General features: G+C 44.8%; 22 protein-coding genes. All 22 read right to left on the reverse strand.

The features are described 5' to 3' along the window. Nucleotides 1–346 precede the first annotated feature (346 nt). The 22 genes from trpA to SIN01_RS02520 all read right to left on the reverse strand — a co-directional run bounded on the left by trpA (nt 347) and on the right by SIN01_RS02520 (nt 19706). Nucleotides 347–1195, reverse strand: a complete 849-nt coding sequence (gene trpA, locus SIN01_RS02415) for a tryptophan synthase subunit alpha (RefSeq protein WP_010027805.1) — start codon at nt 1193–1195, stop codon at nt 347–349. Further along, nucleotides 1192–2424, reverse strand: a complete 1233-nt coding sequence (gene trpB, locus SIN01_RS02420) for a tryptophan synthase subunit beta (RefSeq protein WP_047035441.1) — start codon at nt 2422–2424, stop codon at nt 1192–1194. Before trpB ends, trpA begins: the two co-directional genes overlap by 4 nt. After that, nucleotides 2396–3067: a phosphoribosylanthranilate isomerase gene (locus tag SIN01_RS02425; RefSeq protein ID WP_010023582.1), complete on the reverse strand. Its 672-nt coding sequence runs from the start codon at nt 3065–3067 to the stop codon at nt 2396–2398. The genes trpB and SIN01_RS02425 overlap by 29 nt, the downstream gene beginning before the upstream one ends. Next, nucleotides 3051–3848, reverse strand: a complete 798-nt coding sequence (gene trpC / locus SIN01_RS02430; protein ID WP_010023584.1) for an indole-3-glycerol phosphate synthase TrpC — start codon at nt 3846–3848, stop codon at nt 3051–3053. The genes SIN01_RS02425 and trpC overlap by 17 nt, the downstream gene beginning before the upstream one ends. Beyond that, a complete protein-coding gene (gene trpD, locus SIN01_RS02435; protein ID WP_010023586.1) occupies nt 3841–4866 on the reverse strand; it encodes an anthranilate phosphoribosyltransferase in 1026 nt (341 codons plus the stop codon). Before trpD ends, trpC begins: the two co-directional genes overlap by 8 nt. Nucleotides 4867–5223: 357 nt before the next feature. After that, nucleotides 5224–6003 (reverse strand): CheR family methyltransferase, encoded by a 780-nt coding sequence (locus tag SIN01_RS02440; RefSeq protein WP_010023587.1) that lies wholly within the window; start codon nt 6001–6003, stop codon nt 5224–5226. Nucleotides 6004–6023: 20 nt separating this feature from the next. Then, a complete protein-coding gene (gene ndk, locus SIN01_RS02445) occupies nt 6024–6443 on the reverse strand; it encodes a nucleoside-diphosphate kinase (protein WP_029548083.1) in 420 nt (139 codons plus the stop codon). A gap of 87 nt (nt 6444–6530) precedes the next feature. After that, a complete protein-coding gene (locus SIN01_RS02450) occupies nt 6531–7499 on the reverse strand; it encodes a polyprenyl synthetase family protein (protein ID WP_010023590.1) in 969 nt (322 codons plus the stop codon). Between the two features lie 60 nt (nt 7500–7559). Further along, nucleotides 7560–8267, reverse strand: a complete 708-nt coding sequence (locus tag SIN01_RS02455; RefSeq protein ID WP_010023591.1) for a demethylmenaquinone methyltransferase — start codon at nt 8265–8267, stop codon at nt 7560–7562. A gap of 29 nt (nt 8268–8296) precedes the next feature. Beyond that, complete coding sequence (locus SIN01_RS02460) at nt 8297–9052, reverse strand: heptaprenyl diphosphate synthase component 1 (RefSeq protein ID WP_010023592.1); 756 nt, start codon at nt 9050–9052, stop codon at nt 8297–8299. 43 nt (nt 9053–9095) lie between these two features. Then, the gene (gene mtrB, locus SIN01_RS02465) at nt 9096–9335 is read right to left on the reverse strand and encodes a trp RNA-binding attenuation protein MtrB (protein WP_010023594.1); all 240 of its coding nucleotides are present in this window, start codon (nt 9333–9335) and stop codon (nt 9096–9098) included. Between the two features lie 27 nt (nt 9336–9362). Then, nucleotides 9363–9926 (reverse strand): GTP cyclohydrolase I FolE, encoded by a 564-nt coding sequence (gene folE, locus SIN01_RS02470; protein ID WP_029548084.1) that lies wholly within the window; start codon nt 9924–9926, stop codon nt 9363–9365. A 429-nt stretch (nt 9927–10355) separates the two neighbouring features. Then, a complete protein-coding gene (gene hbs / locus SIN01_RS02475; protein ID WP_010023597.1) occupies nt 10356–10628 on the reverse strand; it encodes a non-specific DNA-binding protein Hbs in 273 nt (90 codons plus the stop codon). A gap of 263 nt (nt 10629–10891) precedes the next feature. Then, nucleotides 10892–12379 (reverse strand): stage IV sporulation protein A, encoded by a 1488-nt coding sequence (spoIVA, locus tag SIN01_RS02480; RefSeq protein WP_039744542.1) that lies wholly within the window; start codon nt 12377–12379, stop codon nt 10892–10894. A gap of 334 nt (nt 12380–12713) precedes the next feature. Continuing rightward, nucleotides 12714–12980: a stage VI sporulation protein F gene (locus SIN01_RS02485; protein ID WP_010026886.1), complete on the reverse strand. Its 267-nt coding sequence runs from the start codon at nt 12978–12980 to the stop codon at nt 12714–12716. A gap of 68 nt (nt 12981–13048) precedes the next feature. Then, nucleotides 13049–14101 (reverse strand): NAD(P)H-dependent glycerol-3-phosphate dehydrogenase, encoded by a 1053-nt coding sequence (locus tag SIN01_RS02490; RefSeq protein ID WP_084688987.1) that lies wholly within the window; start codon nt 14099–14101, stop codon nt 13049–13051. A 41-nt stretch (nt 14102–14142) separates the two neighbouring features. Continuing rightward, the gene (gene plsY / locus SIN01_RS02495) at nt 14143–14745 is read right to left on the reverse strand and encodes a glycerol-3-phosphate 1-O-acyltransferase PlsY (protein ID WP_010026888.1); all 603 of its coding nucleotides are present in this window, start codon (nt 14743–14745) and stop codon (nt 14143–14145) included. Nucleotides 14746–14762: 17 nt separating this feature from the next. Continuing rightward, nucleotides 14763–16079 (reverse strand): ribosome biogenesis GTPase Der, encoded by a 1317-nt coding sequence (gene der / locus SIN01_RS02500; RefSeq protein ID WP_047035430.1) that lies wholly within the window; start codon nt 16077–16079, stop codon nt 14763–14765. Between the two features lie 391 nt (nt 16080–16470). After that, nucleotides 16471–17625: a 30S ribosomal protein S1 gene (gene rpsA / locus SIN01_RS02505; protein WP_010024482.1), complete on the reverse strand. Its 1155-nt coding sequence runs from the start codon at nt 17623–17625 to the stop codon at nt 16471–16473. Between the two features lie 73 nt (nt 17626–17698). Beyond that, entirely contained in the window at nt 17699–18295 is a 597-nt protein-coding gene (locus SIN01_RS02510; protein ID WP_010024481.1) for a lysophospholipid acyltransferase family protein, read from the reverse strand. Then, on the reverse strand, nt 18292–18969 hold the full coding sequence (gene cmk / locus SIN01_RS02515) for a (d)CMP kinase (RefSeq protein ID WP_010024479.1): 678 nt from the start codon (nt 18967–18969) through the stop codon (nt 18292–18294). The genes SIN01_RS02510 and cmk overlap by 4 nt, the downstream gene beginning before the upstream one ends. 53 nt (nt 18970–19022) lie before the next feature. Continuing rightward, a complete protein-coding gene (locus tag SIN01_RS02520; RefSeq protein WP_010024477.1) occupies nt 19023–19706 on the reverse strand; it encodes a flagellar brake protein in 684 nt (227 codons plus the stop codon). Nucleotides 19707–19744 lie beyond the last annotated feature (38 nt).

Below are 19744 nucleotides of genomic sequence, written 5' to 3' on the forward strand. Positions count from 1 at the left end.
CCTCTCGTTTCTTTTTGATTTGTTACATTAGAAAAACCGGGCAAAAAGCGCCCGGTCCTTAATCTCCAACCATGTGTGATGGACTCGTGTCTTTTCGATGCTGAATCGCCGCTGCGGTTGCTCGCTTGTCGCGGGCGATCCGGAAGCCTCCTCGGACAAACAGAAATCTGCGGGGTCTCGCTGGCACGCTGTTCCCGCAGGCGCCTGAGCACCTCCGCTTTGATGCTCAGCCATGACACTGTTTATTGGTTATAATACATGGCAAATTCTATACTTTCTTGAACTGTAAAAAAACCGGGCAAAAAGCGCCCGGTCTTTTCTTTCTCAAGCGATGATCCGCTCCTGTTTACTCGTGTTCATTTGAAGCGAGGGGTTTACGATTTACCCGTTCTGCAAGAAGATTCTGATCAAGCGTTGCCTTAATCTCTTGTATGGCTGCAGCGCGCATCGATGAATCCGCCAATTGTTCCGCTCTTTGCCCAACCTCAGCAACAATTGCACTTCCAACGATAAATCCATCCGCATAACGCTCCAGTTCTGCAACTTGATCACGCGATGAGATGCCGAAACCAACTGCAACCGGTAACTGTGCCGCCTGCTTGACGCGCTCAAGGAATGGATAAACATCAGGATGGAACGTCTTACGCATCCCGGTAACACCTAGGGAGGAAACACAATAGATAAAGCCTTGCGCGTGATCACAGATCCTTTTGAGACGCTCATCGGATGTCGTTGGAGCAACGAGTGAAATCAAGCTTATTTTGTGTTCCAAACATTGATCGGCAAGGCTCTTGCTTTCTTCATAAGGCAAATCAGGGACAAGCAGCCCGTCAACTTCATGACCTAGCGCCTCATCAAAGAAACGGTCTATGCCAAATTGAAGCAAAACATTGGCATAGGTAAAAATAATGACCGGGAGATCAAACCCCTGTGTACGCATTTCTTTCACAAGATGCATTGCCTGATTTAGATTTTCTCCATGACGCAGTGCTCTTTGTGATGCTGCTTGGATCACCGGTCCATCTGCCAGAGGGTCTGAATATGGAATGCCAAGTTCGAGTGCATCGGCACCAAGGGATTGAAGCATTAACGCCAACGCAACGGTTGCTTCATCCGTTGGGTCGCCCGCGGTTATAAATGGGATAAACAGCATACGCTTAGCATTCGTCACGTGTTTCTCCATACGAACAGTCATAAACGCTTCCCCCTTCTTTCATGATTCGCTAAAACGTGCATGATTGTTTTAACGTCCTTATCGCCGCGACCGGATAGACAGACAACCACCCTTTGTTCTCTTCGCATCGTTTTTGCTACTTTGAAGGCAAGTGCGAGCCCATGGGCACTCTCTAACGCTGGCAGAATACCTTCCAGTTCGGATAATTGAAGCAGCGCAGCGACTGCTTCATCGTCCGTAATTGCCTTATAGTCTACTCGTCCCGATTCAGAAAGGTAAGCGTGTTCCGGTCCGACACCCGGATAATCCAAACCTGCGGATATAGAGTAAGGCTCTTTAATTTGACCATATGCATCTTGTAGCAGATAGGTTTTCATCCCATGGATAATTCCGATCGTTCCTTTCGTTAAGGTTGCGGCATGTTCGCCTGTGGCCACCCCTTTGCCTGCTGCTTCCGCACCATACAACGAAACAGAGTCATCTAAAAATGCTGTGAACAGGCCGATCGCATTGCTGCCGCCACCAACACATGCAATCGCCGCGTCTGGCAAACGTCCCGTTTGTTTCAGGCATTGTTCACGTGCTTCATCACCGATAATCCGTTGAAAGTCACGAACAATCATTGGATAAGGATGCGGCCCAACAACCGAACCGTCAATGTATGCCGTGTCATCGCTATGCGCAGCCCAATAGCGAAGCACCTCATTGACCGCATCCTTTAAGGTTCCATTTCCTGAATGCACCGGTATCACTTCCGCACCTAGCAGCTTCATTCGAAACACATTCAATGCCTGTCGCTTGACATCAACTGCACCCATGAATACCTTGCATGGCAATCCGAAATAAGCAGCAACCGTAGCAGAAGCCACGCCATGCTGCCCGGCGCCGGTTTCTGCTATGATCTGTTTCTTGCCCATTCGACGTGCCAGTAAGGCTTGGCCAACAGCATTATTGATTTTATGTGCGCCGGTATGATTCAAATCTTCACGTTTCAGATAGATTTGCGCGCCGCCAAGTGTTTTGCTTAGTCGCTCACAATAACTAAGCGGTGTTGGCCGACCCGAATAGTCATGGAGAATGCGGCGATATTCACGCAAAAAAGATGAATCGCTTATAGCGTCTTTAAATCCCTTTTCCAATTCCAGAACTGCATGCATCAGCGTTTCCGGAACGTATTGCCCGCCAAAATCCGCAAATCGACCCTTTTCATCTGTTCTGTATTTATTTTCGGCTTGTGCTTGTCTGACCATCATTGATCCCTACCTTTTCCTCTAAACTGCGAATAAGCGCTTGATCTTTACCAAAATGGTGTTCAATTCCTGATGCGATATCAATGCCTGTCGGCTGATACATCATGAGTTCCTCTATATTTTCCGGAGTGATCCCACCTGCAATGAAGCAAGGCACTTGCTGACGCTTTGCTTCAGATAAATAGTTCGGAATACTGTGCCAATCAAAGCGTATCCCGGTCCCGCCAAGTGTTCCTTTTCGTTTTGTATCGATGATAAACCCATCGGCAGCTCCACGAAAATGGCGCATTTGATCCAACGTTGTTTCGTCGTGATGGAGTGCTTTCCAAACGGATTGATCAACTATTTTTTTAACGGCACTCAGGTGATGCAGCGATTCTCCGCCGTGCAGCTGCACAACATCAAGCGGAACACGCGCGCATACTGATTGAATAAACTCCAGCGAGTCATCCGCAAACACGCCGACTAATTGCTTACTTTTGCATTGACCGATCTGATTTAGCCATTGTGATACCTGTTCGGCGCTGACTGTACGCTTGCTTTTGTGAGTGAAGACGAAGCCGATATAATCAGCATGGCTTGCATAGACAGCACTCAAATCGTTCAGTGAGTGGTTGCCGCAATATTTAAGGACGGGCGGCATTAGCATTCACGCCCTTACCGAACAAATCGCAAATTTTCTGTCTCTTATCTGCTGCGCAAATTAAAGCTTCGCCGACAAGTGCAGCGTGTGCCCCTTGCTCCAAAAGGAACTGAACATCTTGCGCGCGATGCACACCCGATTCACTGATGAGCACTGCGTTTCTTGGTATATTTGGGGCAAGCGTTGCCGTTACATGCAGATTCGTTTGAAAAGTCCTCAGGTCACGATTGTTGACACCGATTATTTCAGGGGTAAAACAGTTTAAGAGCGATGTCAGTTCTTGTGCATCGTGCACCTCGACCAACGCCTCAAGTCCGCGCTCTTTTGCCGCTAAGTACAATTCATGCAATGCGCTTGGTTCAAGCGCTGCAGCAATCAAGAGAACAGCATCTGCACCAATACGCGCGCTCTCTTCAATTTGACGTTCATCAATAATAAAATCTTTGCGCAGAATGGGAAGTTGAACGCTTTGTCTTACTTCTATTAAGTCGTTAATGGAACCATGAAAATAGTTTTGATCCGTAAGAACACTGATTGCGTCTGCACATGCGGACGCATAGAGAGTCGCAGTTTTTTTTGCACTAATCTTCGTGCGAAATATGCCCTTAGACGGAGAAGCATGTTTCACTTCAGCAATTAGCCCCAACCGATGATTGGGCCGTAATAGTGCGTCTTTCAATGAATAATGCAGTTTAGGTTGGGGCATGGGATCAGGAAGCGAAAAGTGGGTCAGTTCTTCCTTCTTCGTTATTAAGATCTGGTCGAGGATAGATTCAGACATGCAGCATCACCTTCGTCTTTGCACGCAATAGTCCAAGCTGTTTGGCCGCGCGACCGGATTGAATCGCTTCACGCGCTTCACGAACGCCTTCTGCGATCGAATTTGTTCTTCCTGCGGTAAACAGCCCCGCACCTGCATTCAAAAGCACTGCATTGACTGCCGAGGCGTTACGTGACACCCCGGTTAATACCGTTTCAATGATCTTTGCACTTTCCTGAGGATTATGGACGCGGAGTTCCTCAATGGTGCCTCTCGTTAATCCAACATCCTCAGGAGTCAGGACGAACGAGTGGATCTGATTGTTTTCGATGAGGTATGCATCCGTTTTCCCTGTGATCGTCAGCTCATCCATCCCGTCCGAACCGGTCACAACCAAAGCACGTTTTGTGTTCAATTTAACCAGTACTTCGGCATAGCGTTTCGCTAATTCACGGCTGTATACGCCAAGTAATTGATAGGCAGCACCGGCAGGATTCGTTAATGGGCCTAGTTGATTGAAGATTGTCCGAAAGCCGAGCGATTTCCTCGGTTCGATTGCATAGCGCATCGATGCATGGTAGAGCGGGGCAAAAAGGAAACACATATGCGTTTGGTCAAGTAACGCTGCTGCTGATGCTGGCGTGGATTGAATTGAAATCCCTAGTGCTTCTAATGCATCGGCAGCACCACTCGTTGACGAAACCGAACGATTGCCATGCTTTGCGACATTCACTCCAAGAGATGAGAGCACAACTGCTGCAGCAGTGGAAAGATTAAAAGTGGCCATGCCGTCTCCGCCGGTACCAACAATATCCAACAATGGATGCTTATACTTCAGCGGCAATGCATGTGCCCGCATGCCTCGAACCGATCCAGTCAGCTCATCTGCTGTTTCCCCGCGCAAGCTTAAAAGTGCCAAATAAGCAGAAATCTGATTTGAATTGACTTTGCCGTCCATGATGTCGTTCATCACAACTTCGGCTTCTTTTTCCGATAAGGTCTTGCCTAGAACTAATTCTTTTAAAATCTCTTGAAACATTCCGGTTCACTCCTCTTTTTTGAGGAATGAGCAGTTTGTGGAGTACAAAGGGAGGGTGATCAACTCAAAAAAATGCTGATCATAAAGAAAAATCCGCAGAAGCTCCTGCGGGTATCTTGGCTATTTTAGCGTGGCAAACCCTCAGCTCTACTCAAACTCAGCTCATTCTTTTTCTCTTCTCAACTTTTGACCGATCGCGCCCTGTGACGCAATCCGATCGACAACATAATATAAAGATTATGTATACATTATCTTAGTCAACATGGAGACGACTGTCAACCATTTTTTGTCTGTCCATGCGGTGCATTCCATGCCGGATAAACGATGCTTCTTTATTGCAAATAACCGCAACTCTGCTCATCGTTTCTCATAAAAAAAGGTTTCCGAGGCCTTCAATTGATAGCGTGCAGCATTAAAAATTTGTTCCGTACTGCCAACAAATAGAATGCCTCCCGGCTTAAGCGCTTGGCCTAATTTATGATAGATCGATTGTTTGCCTTCCTCGGTAAAATAAATCAGTACATTGCGGCAGACAATTAAATCAAACGATCTCGGTGAAGGATCGAGCAGCAGATCATGTTTCCAAAAATGAATACTTTGTTTCAGCTGTGGGTGTACTTCGTATTGTGATCCCTTATTGATAAAAAAACTGCGCTCGTCAGCATTTAGCCCATGAATCGCCAGCTCCGGATAAATACCGTTCTTTGCCTGTTCCAAGACCTTTTCATCAATATCTGTTGCAAGGATCGAGAATTGGTTTTGCGGCAAATAGTTGCTCATCAAAATAGCCAAAGAATACGCTTCTTCTCCGGTTGAACACGCTGCGCTCCATGCAGTGATTGTGCCTTTATGCGAAGCCAATTCGGCAATCTTTTTTTCTAAAACAGCCCATCTCTGCCGATTCCGAAAGAATTCAGTCACATTTATCGTCATTCGGCTCAGCGTTTCGTCCAATAACGTACGTTCTTTACGTAAATGATGCGCAAAGTCTTCGAAGGATGAAAAGCCGTGCCGCATGCGCAATGTATTAAGGCGGCGTTTCATTTGTTCTTCTTTATAGAAACATAAATCGATTCCTGTCAAATTAAAAAACAAGCGTTTAAACGTTTCATAGTCCTCGTTACGTATTTCGGACATTTCTTCTACTCCTTAGCAAGTTACAGACGAACGCATTCATCTTCATTAAAGAACAGATTGATTTCACGCGACGCATTTTCCGGTGAATCCGATCCATGGATCACATTACGATTCATTCGTGTTGCGTAATCACCGCGAATAGTCCCTGGAGTCGCCTTTTCTGGATCGGTCGAGCCCATCATGAATCGAGCAAGTTTGATAATGTCTTCGCCTTCCCATACCATTGCAAAAACGGGTCCGGAAGTCATAAATGTCGTTAAATCATGATAATAAGGTTTTCCTTCATGCTCATAGTAATGCTTTTTAACCAACTCGTCCGAGATGATCATCAGCTTCCCTGCAATCATTTTAAAACCCTTTGCTTCAAACCGAGCGATAATACTGCCAATTAATCCGCGACGTACGCCATCTGGTTTGATCATTAAAAATGTGCGTTCCATCTTCACTAGCCTCCTAAGCAAAAATTCAATGATAAATCGAATACTCAGGTCCACTCTACACGTGTACCTTTCATGCGTTTGACTGAATTAATAGTCTCTTGTACCAATATAATCAGCAATAACCCTTAATGCATGCGTTACCTTCCCCTGCGGCAACTGTTCTAAGAGTTTGATCCCCTTTTGCAAATAAGCATTACTCAATTGTTCTGAATCCCGAATAGCACCTGATGCGCGGATTGAACGAATCACAGAGTCCCATTGTTCATGACTTGGATTCTTGTTCTCGAGTACTTTGCGGATGCTGTTGCGCAGGCCATATCGATTTATTGCAAAATAGGTTGGCAAGGTAATGTTTCCGTTACGCAGATCACCGCCAGCGGGTTTGCCCAGCTGTTTCTTGCTACCGATAAAATCGAGAATATCATCAGTAATCTGATAACTCATACCCAAATAATAGCCAAAGTAATAGAGCTTTAACCCAATTTCAGATGAACAGCCGGATGAAAGTGCTCCTAGCTGACAGCTCAGAGCCATAAGCAACGCTGTTTTCCGTTTAATTCGTCTTAAGTAGGTTCGTAAATTTTGATCCCAATGATAAAGCTCTTTGATTTGATCAATTTCGCCAAGACTAAGATCGCGAATGACACGCGAAATACTGCGGTGCACGTCAAGATTGTCCACATCTGAGATAAGCTCGATTGCCTTTGCAAAGATAAAATCACCAGTGAACATCGCAACGCGATTATTCCATTGTGCTTTGACCGTCGGTTTTCCGCGTCTCAAGTCCGAATCATCAACGACATCGTCGTGAACAAGTGACGCCATGTGAATCAGCTCCAGCATCACTGCTGAATCTGTAACTGCCTTTCGCTTCGGATCACCATATTCGGCACAAAGAAGAGTCAGAAGGGGGCGTATGCGCTTTCCTCCTGCCTTGAGCAAATCAAGCGATGCTTCGCTCAATAGTGGATTGGCTACAGTAAGTACAGATTCCAATGCGCGTTCAACGCTTTTTAGCTTGCCTTTTTTTTCCAAATATATTCTGGACAGGGTCATCTCTTTCACCTTTCACTAAGTCGTGGAACTGCTGCGAATGTTAATCGTTTCGATCTGGTTTCAAGCCTTTATTCCTCTATGGATAGCGGCAATGCCACCCATTAATGAACGAACCGAAATGTCGGCAAAACCGGCCTGCTCGAACAACTTGGAAAGTGTCTTTTGATCTGGAAATTTTGAAGCGGATTCATTTAGCCAAGCATACTCTTTATAACTTCCCGCAAACAGCTTTCCAAGAATCGGCATCATAAATCGAAAATAAATGAAGTACAGTTGTCGATAAACCGGTATTTTCGTTTGCGACGTTTCAAGGCACACCAATGTACCGCCTGGACGAAGGACACGATTTATTTCTTTAAGAACAGTCAAATAATCCGGAACATTCCTCAAACCGAAACCAATCGTCGCACGATCAAACGAAGCGTCTTCGTATGGAAGATCCATGGCATCACCATTTACAAGCTGCACGTGTTCAAACTGATTCGCAGCTTGTTTCATTTTTGCGATTTTTAGCATGTTATCGCTGAAATCAAGGCCGACAACGCGTCCCGCTGCGCCAACCTTTTCAGCGAGAGACATTGTCCAATCGCCGGTACCGCAGCAAACATCAATGATATGATCACCCGGTCGTGCTGCAACAAGTTCATCAGCCTTTCGACGCCACGTTTTATGTTGATTAAAACTGATCAACGAATTCATCGCATCATATCGCTTATAAATTTTTTGAAAGACGTGGTGCACTTTCTCGCGTTTTGTTTCTTGCTCCATAATTTCGTTCAGTCCTCTCTTGATCACCCTTATGCCATTTGCGGCAATTGCAGGTTTATATAATCCCTTAATTTGAGAAAGAGCTCGGACTGATTCTCAGACTGTTGCAACGCTTGTGACAGTTGTGCGGTTTGGCTTTTTATTTCCCAATCTAATTTTTCGACCAACTGGTCATCATCATCAAGACGCAGTTTTGAAAAGTATCCCGTATGTTTTTCCTCATTACTAAGATCTCGTTCCGCAATGAGCCGTTTAAGTAAGAAAAAATCACTAATGTACGGAACGACATGTGTAAAGCCCAGCTGGTGCGCGATCTTCCCTACTAGAGCGCTCTCAATTTTCTTTATTTCATTGATTAACTCCTGCCAGCCAAAATGGACGTGAGGGAAAAATAAGGCACATTTATATTCATTAAAATTCTGTATTGCTTGAGCGACCCATTTAACAAGCTCAATATTTGATTGCCGTGCAAGTGTATAGTAGTACAGCGCACTATAGAAATCACCGGACAGCACCGTTAGCTGCCTTTGCTTGAGCAGTTCTTTGTCCGTTCGCTTCTCGCAAGTCATTGTTTCATGAGTGTTCAATCCGATTTCGGCAACCATCACGCTTTTCGTGTAGGAACCAGCGGCTTGTTGCGGCTCATTCATTCGAAAAAGCATATAGTAAATCGTCATCTTATCTCGATCAATGTCCGGTTTCGGCAGAACCGTTTGTACATACTCATGCTTTAATTCGAGACAAAGCTGATGACAGACCAAGTCTAATTCTTTAAATAGCGACAAAACTTTGCCTCCCATGCCAAACATTTTCAAATGGCAGAACGTATCATTCTTTCGATTCAGCCTGGATTACCCCATGTTTTGTCTGAATGATTGCCTGCCCATGTACCTTAATCGCTGAAGTATGCTCGGTGAATTGTGCGATCATGACTTCACCTTTATCCAGCTTCTCCGTGTGAAAAAAACGCGTTTCCGCTCCGCGGGTCAGACCAATAACATTCACACCGTCTTCTTCTGCCTTGATCACGAAGTAATCACCTAATACTTCTTCATTTCTCAGTTCCATCCATCGATCCCTCACTTTCTTCGTTGCTTAATGATTGATAAGCGACATCGCTTCCGCACGCGCATTCAAATCCCTTTGAAAAATTCCACGCACCGCAGAAGTAATTGTTTTTGCCCCTGGTTTTTTTACACCACGCATTGTCATACACATGTGCTCGGCTTCGATTACCACAATCACCCCATAAGGGCGCAGAGTTTCAACGATACTATTTGCAACTTCTGAAGTTAATCGCTCCTGAAGCTGCGGTCTTTTGGCAACAGCTTCAACCGCACGTGCCAGTTTACTGAGACCGGTTACCCGTCCGCCTCTTGGAATATACCCGACATGTGCCTTGCCGAAAAAGGGAACAAGATGATGTTCACACATTGAATAGAAGGGGATATCTTTTACTAATACCAATTCTTCATGCGCTTCATGAAACGTTTTCGACAAATATTCTCTCGGATCCTGCCGTATGCCTTGAAAGATCTCTTCGTACATGCGGGCCACGCGTTTCGGTGTCTCAATAAGCCCTTCCCTGTCCGGCTGCTCCCCTATCGCCTCAAGTATCATCCGAACAGCTTTCTCTATTTTTTCATGATCCACGTTCACTAAACATATCCTCCCAAATTCCATGTTCCGCAAAACGAAATCGTAAATGGTGGGCTCTATTGATTCAAGCTCAATAATGCAAAACTATGTACGATTACTTGCTCTAATAGAAAATTCTAGCATAGCCCAATACAAAAATAAAGAAAAGTTGATCGATCATTAAGAATCCTTTCAATAAAAAAAATGAAACGTGTCTGCTTCTTGTGAGCGTCTTCCGACTGCATCCCGCTAAGGCCTTTGCTGTCGCTCTGTACTTATTTTAAGAACGATACCTTCACAGACGCTCGCATCAGCAGGGACCCACCTATGGCCGCCTCCCTGCGTATTTGCATTCATTTGCCTGCAGGAGCATAACCTTTCTTTTACTCGCAAAAGGAGCCATCCAAAATGGATGGCTCCTTCCAATTACGTCCTATGTAACCTTTCAGATCATTGGACGGCTTCTTTTAATGCTTTACCCGGTTTAAATGCCGGCACCTTGCTAGCGCTGATTTCGATTTCTTCGCCCGTTTGAGGATTGCGCCCCTTACGTGCAGAGCGTTCGCGAACTTCAAAGTTGCCAAATCCGATTAATTGAACTTTGTTACCGTCTTTCAATGCATCGGCAATCGTTGACAGGACAGAATCAACCGCTTTTGTAGCATCTTTTTTAGACAATTCTGCAGATTCCGCAACCGCAGTAATTAATTCAGTCTTATTCAACACTTTCACCTCCTTAAAAGGGATTAACTCCCCTTTTGCGCTGGATGAAACATCAACAACGCTTATCATATACGAAGTAATGGAAGAATTCAACAGCTTTTATAAAAATATTGCCCTATTACCGGCTTTTTAATCGTTCTCCCTATGAAAAAGGCGAAAAAAGTTGAATCACACAGGGTCTATTTGGATGACGATGTATCCAAGTTGTTTTTTTACAACGAAAAAAGACCCCTGGTGGGATCTCAAGTGATTTCGTTCGCGTGTTAGAGGATGATCGCAATCAGTCCCCCGGAGCCTTCGTTGATAATTCGTTCCAAGGTTTCTTTTAGTTTATACCGGGCATTTTCCGGCATCAACGCCAATTTTGCAGAAATGCCTTCTCGAACAATCGAGTTTAAGGAACGACCGAAAATATCGGAATTCCAAATGGATAGCGGATCTTCTTCAAAGTCTTGCATCAAGTAGCGCACGAGCTCTTCACTCTGTTTTTCTGTTCCAATGATTGGGGAGAATTCGGATTCGACATCCACCTTAATCATATGGATGGACGGTGCGACAGCTTTCAGCCGCACACCAAAACGAGAGCCTTGCTTAATGATCTCCGGTTCATCGAGGCTCATGTCATTGATTGATGGTGCTGCAATTCCATAACCGGTCTGCTTCACCATCTTCAATGCATCGGCCACTTGATCATATTCACGTTTCGCATGGGCAAATTCCTGCATCAGTTGCAGCAAGTGATCTTTACCACGGATTTCAACACCAACGACTTCTTTGAGCACTTGATCATAGAGATTATCCGGAGCGTATAAATCTATTTCTGCCGTTCCTTTACCCATTTCGATTCCGGACAGCTGCGCATTCTCAATGAAATCGTATTCGCCAAACGTGCCGACGACCCGATCTACATCGCGGAGTCGCTTGATATCCTTAACGGTGTCTTTGACCGCATCTTCATAGCTCTTACGCAGCCAGTGTTCGTCGCTGAGCACCATAACCCAGCTTGGCAAGTTCACATTCACTTCCAACACTGGAAATTCAAAAAGTGCTTCGCGAAGAATGTTGTTAATATCATGCTCCGTCATGTTCTCGACGCTCTGAGCGAGACATGGGATATCGTATTTCTCAGATAATTCTTTTCGCAAAGCCTCGGTTTCCGGATGGTAGGGATGCGTTGAGTTGATAATTAAAATAAACGGTTTACCGACTTCTTTTAATTCATCTACAATGCGTTCCTCAGCATCAACATAATCCTCTCGGCCAATTTCACCAATGGATCCATCAGTCGTAATGACGACGCCAAGCGTTGAGTGTTCTTGAATAACCTTGCGCGTTCCAATTTCTGCCGCTTCCTGAAAAGGAATCGGTTCGTCATACCACGGTGTGTGCACCATACGCGGACCATTTTCGTCCTCAAATCCTTTTGCACCTTTTACCGCATAACCGACACAGTCAACGACACGAATATTGACATCCAGACCTTCTTCCACCGTAACCTTAACTGCGTGATTAGGAATAAATTTAGGCTCGGTTGTCATAATCTGTTTGCCTGCTGCACTTTGCGGCAATTCGTCCTTAGCGCGAACACGATCTGCCTCATCTTCAATATTTGGCAGAACCACCAGTTCCATGAACTTCTTAATAAATGTTGATTTTCCGGTACGGACAGCTCCGACAACGCCTAAGTAAATGTCTCCGCCGGTTCGTTCAGCAATGTCTTTGAAAATATCCACTCGTTCAAGTTTTTCCAAAGTTGGCACCCTCCCGCTCCTCCTTCTGCAATAAATTACCTCGGTGATCGTTCTAAACATATGACTTTGTCCATTAAATATTCCAATAATATTTGGATCTTCCGAAGGTGTGATCAAAGTTGGACCGGCAGCTGGACTATGTGCTGCCTATCCCTATTAAGCTATTGTTTCTATTCTTTTTTATGACTACTTTGCGCAAAAAAAATTAGAGAGAAGACCATAAAGTCTTCTCTCCGCATGACTAAGTCCTTCCACGCCCTTAAACTCTTGCAAAATGGTTGACGCCCCTGTATTTTATGCAAATCCCGCATTGTTTGCCGCTGACGTCAGCCCATTACTTTTGCTTTGGGCTGAAAATTTTAGACAGTGACGAAAAATTTCCCGGTATGTTTCCTGAAGTAATCGCCTTAACGATTGCGTCTTCCTTTTCCTTAGAAACGGGCACCCCTGCTGTCTGACCAATTCGGGCAATTAAAGCTTTAACAACCTGTGGATCACTGAAATCGGCGTTAGAAACAGAATCAGCGATCTTAAAAATTTCATCTTTCTTCACGTTCGTTTTCTTCTCGACGTTATCAAAAAAAGGATTATTGGAATCCAATGAGCGTCCTCCTTTACCCTGCATTCTTTATAATGTATGCGGGGAATAGTGGAGGTGTTCCTTGGCCATTAATGTTTTTGTTCCATTCGTTCGTTTAAACTGTGTGTCAGTGGTGCAATTTCATCCTTTTTGTCGCGATCCATTAGTTCATCAACCGCATTCTTTGGATGTTTTCCCTCAAAAAGAACTTGATAAATTGCTGTTGTGATCGGCATCTCGATATTCAGCCTTTCTGCCAATGCATGTGCTGCTTCTGCGGTCCGGACACCTTCAACGACCATCCCCATTGATCTGAGAACCTCGTCAAGTTTTTGACCTTTCCCGAGCATATTTCCTGCACGCCAGTTACGACTGTGCACACTCGTACACGTGACGATCAAATCACCCATTCCGGTTAAACCAATAAACGTTAATGGATAGGCACCCAGTTTGGTTCCTAACCGGGAAATTTCCGCCAAACCACGCGTAATTAAGGCTGCTTTGGCATTATCTCCATAGCCGAGACCATCAAGCATACCCGCGCCCAGTGCAATAATATTTTTTAATGCGCCGCCAATCTCAACACCAATCATATCTTCGTTCGTGTACACTCGGAAATAATGGTTAAAAAATAAATCCTGTGCTGTTTTTGCTGCTTGGGCATTTGGTGAAGCAACGGCAACGGTTGTCGGGTGCCTAAGTGAGACCTCTTCGGCATGGCTGGGTCCGGAAAGTACAACAATACCTGAGCGCAAGGATTCCGGAATCTCTTCCATGATCACTTCGGACATCCGTTTGAACGAGCCCGGTTCAATTCCTTTAACGCCATGAATAAATAAGAGCGGGTGGTTCAGTTTCTCACGAATTTGTTTAAGAACGTCGCGCATCGCTTTTGCGGGAACAACAAGCAACAATGCCGATGCGTCTTTTAGTGCTTCATCTAAACGGTCGGTACCCTTGATCGAGTTGGATAGAACAACACCCGGGAGATACTTCTCGTTTGTATGCTGTTTTTGAATTTCTTCCGCCTGCTGCTTCCTGTGGCTCCATAGTGAGACATTATATCCATTATCGCTAAGAACCATCGACAGCGCTGTACCCCAGCTGCCTGCACCAATTACAGCTATTTTCTTATTCATCATCGTTCCTCCTCGCTTCAGCAGTTCGATTGAACAAGAAATCGTTATGCCTGTACTTTCTTTTGTCCGAGTTTATTTTCTTTACCATGGATCAATCGATTAATATTTGCGCGATGCTGATAGAATGCAAGAATGGTGATGAGAAAAGTCACAACCAGAGCACCTGCTGAATAATGATGAAAGATCCAGCCTAAGACCGGGACTGCCAAGAGAAAAAATAAGGAACCAAGCGATACAAAGCGTGTCGCAAAGATAATTAAGAGCGTGATTACTCCGGCAATCAGTGCGTAAAGCGGCATAATCATAAAGAATACACCAAGGGTTGTCGCAACGCCTTTTCCACCTTTAAAACCATAATAGATTGGAAAATCATGGCCGATTATCGATGCCAATCCCGAAAGTGCAACCGCCCATTCTGGAAGTCCAAGCGCTTGAGCAATCAAAATGCTGACCACACCTTTCAAAACATCCAGAAGCAAAACACCGATAGCAGGACCAGTGCCAAGAACGCGCAAAGTGTTCGTAGCTCCTGCATTCCCGCTTCCGGTTTTTCGAATGTCGATCTTTTTTATTTTTTTCGTGATCAGATAACTAAAGCTTATTGATCCAATCAGGTATGAAACAATTGTTGATAACGCAATCCACATGATTTAATGATCCCCTCTTACTTCTCATTTTTCTTGCGGGACAAAAGTTTGATTGGTGTGCCGACAAAACCGAACGTGTCACGAAACCGGTTTTCAATATGTCGTAAATAAGAGAAATGCAACAGTTCCGGATCGTTGACAAACAGCACAAAGGTAGGCGGCCGAACGGCAACCTCCGTTACATAATAGATTTTGAGTCGTCTTCCCTTGTCGGAAGGCGGCGGTGTCATCGCAACGGTATCCATAATGCAATCATTAAGTAAGCTTGTCTGAATACGCAAGCTGTGGTTTTCTGCAACCTGTTGAATGACCGGCAAAATTTGATCCACTCGGCTTCCGGTAAGCGCGGAAAGAAAAACGATCGGTGCATAATCAATAAATTGAAATTGTTCACGAATCTTCTTTTCAAACTGATGCATCGTTTTTCCATCTTTTTTAACCGCATCCCATTTATTTACAACAATGATCAGTGCTCGGCCGGCATCATGCGCATATCCGGCAATTTTCTTGTCCTGTTCAATAATTCCTTCCTCACCATTAATTAACACAAACACAACATCAGCTTCTTCAATGGAGCGCTGTGCACGAAGGACACTGTACTTCTCTGTTTTTTCGTAGACTCGTCCGCGGCGGCGAATTCCCGCTGTATCAATGATCACGTAGCCTTGACCGTCTCTAGTGAACGGTGTGTCAATCGCATCACGGGTTGTCCCTGCAAGATCGCTGACGATGACCCGCTGTTTGCCCAAAATGGTGTTTACAAGAGAGGACTTTCCAACATTTGGGCGACCAATCAGTGCGAATCGAATCGCACCGTCATCATCTGACTCATGTTCCGCGGCAGGAAATTTAGAAACTGCTGCATCAAGCAAATCGCCGATTCCTTGACCGTGAGCGCAAGAAATAGCGTAAGGGTCGCCAAGCCCCAATGAATAAAACTCATACATCTGATTTCTTTGTTTGTAATGATCCAGTTTATTTACGCCAAGAACAACAGGCTTACTTGAGCGCCTCAGTAGCTGTGCAACCGCTTCGTCCGCATCGGTTAGTCCCGTTTTTCCATCAACAATAAATAAAATGACATCGGATTCATCTACAGCAATTTCCGCCTGTGCACGCATCTGTTGCAGCAAGGGCTCATCGCTAAGTTCAATCCCGCCGGTGTCGATCACATGGAATTCGTGCGTCAGCCATGTCCCATTGCCGTACAACCGGTCCCGAGTCACTCCGGGTTTGTCCTCGACGATGGCCAGACGCCCGCCGACAATCCGATTAAAAAGAGTCGATTTGCCAACGTTTGGACGTCCAACGATGGCGATCGTGGGTTTAGACATAATCTTCCTCCTAGAAAGCAGTTGCGAATCACTCATCCTGTGAACCCCCACTTATCGGGCTGATTGGGTTCACGTTTATGAAACATTGAGCCTAATTCGTGTTCTCTTTTGTGATAGGTTTCCTTACTTCATGAACACAGAAACAACTTTTGATTTTAACACAATTAAACGGAAAACTCTTTTATCCTTTTAATCACAATAAAGGAACCTTTCCTTTTGCAGGAGAGGTTCTTCATAAAGACTCCTTGGTCATACTATATCCTTTGATCGGTCATTTAAACCGCTTGAATTCTGCTCGCAACCCCCTAAGATACAGAAAAAGCGAAAAAAAGAAGGAAACAGGTACATGCTCCCAACAATTTCCGCTTTTTTGCCGCAATCATCGAGCTGTTTATTTTAACTTCTTTAATTGGTCGCCAATCATGTCGCCAAGAGAGAATCCTGTTGATGCTTCTTCGATTTCAGGATTTGCTTCCGGTTGCGCTCCTTGTTTTTCTTCCTGTGGTTCTTCGAGCGCTTTAATGCTTAACGATACACGTTGTTCATCAAAATTCACATCAAGAACCTTGACCTTGATTTTCTGATTTTCGGTGAGTACCTCTTCCGGAGTCCCGATATGTTCGTGGGAAATCTCCGAAATGTGAACGAGACCTTCAACACCCGGCAGCAATTCAACAAATGCGCCAAATGGAACGAGCCTCTTTACCGTGCCTTCAAGCACGTCACCAACGTTAATTTTTGATTTTGCAGTTTCCCATGGACCAGGCTGTGTTGCTTTAATCGACAGAGAAATTCGTTCATTTTCCGGATCGACAGCAAGCACTTTAACCTTCACATGGTCTCCTTCAGCGACGACTTCTGAAGGGGTTTCGACGTGATAATGAGCGAGCTGAGAGATATGAACAAGACCGTCAACGCCGCCAATATCAACGAATACGCCAAAATCAGTCAAACGTTGCACGGTTCCCTCAAGAACAGAACCTTCCTGAATTGATTCGAGTGTTTCTGTTTTCTTTTTATCAGCTACCTCGTCAAGAACGGCACGATGTGAAAGGATGACCTTTCGCTTTTCACGATCAAGTTCAACAATTTTCACATCAAGCGGTTTGCCCTTGTAGTCGCTGAAATCTTCAACAAAATGCCGCTCAACAAGTGACGCAGGAATAAAGCCGCGTACGCCCAAGTCGACAACTAAACCGCCTTTTACAACATCCGCAATTTCAACTGAGAATGTTGTTTTGTTATTGAATTTGTCTTCAAGGTCGTCCCATGCTAAATCTGCATCTACTTCACGCTTCGATAAGACGAGTTCATCGTCTTCAAGCTTTGTCACTTTGACGCTGATTTCATCGCCTTCTTTGAGCAAATCAGCAACTTTTTCAACATGGAGACTGGAAAGCTCGCTGATCGGAAGAATGCCGTCCACTTTATATCCAACATCAACTAGTGCATGTTTTTCTTCCACTTTTGTTACTTTGCCGTTTACAACTGTTCCAACATTCAAGGCATCGAATTGTGCCATATCATGATTCACTTCTTCAACCATTCTCCGGGACCTCCTTTAATTAACCAAACGAGAAAATATCCTAGTTCTAACTTCTTACAATTAACCGGTTTTGTCAAGCAGTAGAACTTGTATGAGTAGCAATCAATTGTTCGATATGCTTCATAATAATTGCGGTTACTTCGGAAGACTTCAGTTTCCGATCTTTTAATTCTTCCATGTTTAACGGGTTGCCAAACACAATTTTCATTTTCCCGCGAAATTTATAACGCCCGATAATCGCGCAGGGAACGACAACCGCATTCGTTTTCAAGGCAAAAAAACCTGCGCCTGAGTAGGCATGTTGCATCTTAGTGTGTTTCAAATTGCGATGTCCTTCAGGAAAGATCAACAATGCATGTCCTTCGCGAAGCAGCTTCATCGCTAAACGGATCGCACCGCGGTCGCCTGTCCCTCTTCGAATCGGGAAGGCATTCAAGCGGCGAAGCACCGCTCCGAATAAAGGTATTTTGAACAGTTCCTCTTTAGCAACAAAGCTTAGTGGCCGTGAAAGTACTGTGCCGACTAAAGGTGGATCAAAATTAGAAAGATGATTGCAACAAATCAGTGCACCGCCTTGATCCGGAACATTTTCCCGTCCGATCACCTGGATTTTAAATCCGAAACGTAAGTACAGCGCAACTAATGGCTTCCCAATTGAATAAAGGTTCAAGATAATTGTTTCTCCTTCACATAATGCAGAATCTGTGACACAACTTCTTCAATACTCAGTGACGTTGTATCGAGTGCGATCGCATCTTCTGCTTTAACCAGCGGAGAAACTTCTCGTTCCATATCCTTTTTGTCTCGCAGTGCAATCGCCGCCCTCAACGATTCCATCGATGGGTGTCTGCCTTTAAGTTCCTCTTCACGATACCTGCGAACGGCCCGCTCATCAACAGAAGCAATTAAGAAAATCTTAACCTGGGCATTTGGAAGCACATGTGTACCGATATCTCGTCCATCCATGACAACGCTGCAGGATTCCGCAAGTTTTCTCTGACGTGCAACCATTTCCGTCCGTACTTCTTCATAAGATGATACAAGTGAAACCTGTTTTGTAACATCAGGATAGCGAATGCGTTCGGTAACATCTTCGCCATCGACATAGACTTTTTGCCCCAACTCGTCATGAACGAGTTGAATCTCCGTTCGGTCAAGCAATTGCTTTAACTGATGACTATCGTTTAAATTCACGTTTTCGCTTAGCGCTTTAAAAGTCAGTGATCGATACATCGCACCTGTATCGATATAAACAAACCCCAATTTTTTGGCAGCAATCTTTGCAACGGTGCTTTTTCCTGCCGCTGCAGGTCCATCGATTGCCACTTGAAATAAATTCTCCATGTTCCCTCGCTTACTCCCATCCGTCTTGTCTCTTGACTATTCCTGTCCCCATATTACGATCTGCGCATTTCCAGATCAATCTGTTTCTTCCTTGCCTCCAGCTGCTTTTCAAAACAGTAGCGAATGATCGGCTGCCTTTCTTTTTCAGAATCAGGGAGAAATTGTATGCTCGCCCTTTGTCCATTCGTCCTTTTATCTGTGAAAATACGTGTCACTTGTGAACGAATTACAAGGTAATAATAGCTTCCGGACGCCCTTGGCAAAGAGAGCCACGAGCGAATCATCATGTCTTCATGAACCCCTTCGCATTTATCCGGCAGCAGAACCAGCGCGCCGCCACCGCCAAGATCACTTGTCAATGATGTAAAAGGGCGAAACATACCTTCCGTCGAGTGAATCGCTATATCTACGTTGCAAGCAACGCGAACATAATTTCTCCGCTGGATGCTTTGCATTTGATCCTCTCCGCTAAAGCTCATTGCCAGCAGTGGTACTTTACCCGCTGATCGGTGCAGCAGAGTCGTTGGAAAACGAAACACGTGATCGTCAATTAAATAAACAGCCATGAAATTCGTTCCGTTTAACAGCAAGGATGTCCGACCCGTCTTCTCATCTATAGGATAATCGATAAGAAGCATATGATCCCGAATTTCTGCAAGTTTGCATCGATAGCGATTGATTTCGTTCTGATTATTTCGGTGTTCTAGTATGAGTGTGCTGCCGACCTTCATTTGCATCGTTGTTTCCCCCAACGCTTAGTCAAACACGAGATACC

The organism is Sporolactobacillus inulinus, from assembly GCF_006539285.1.
GTDB classification, from domain to species: Bacteria; Bacillota; Bacilli; order Bacillales; family Sporolactobacillaceae; genus Sporolactobacillus; species Sporolactobacillus inulinus.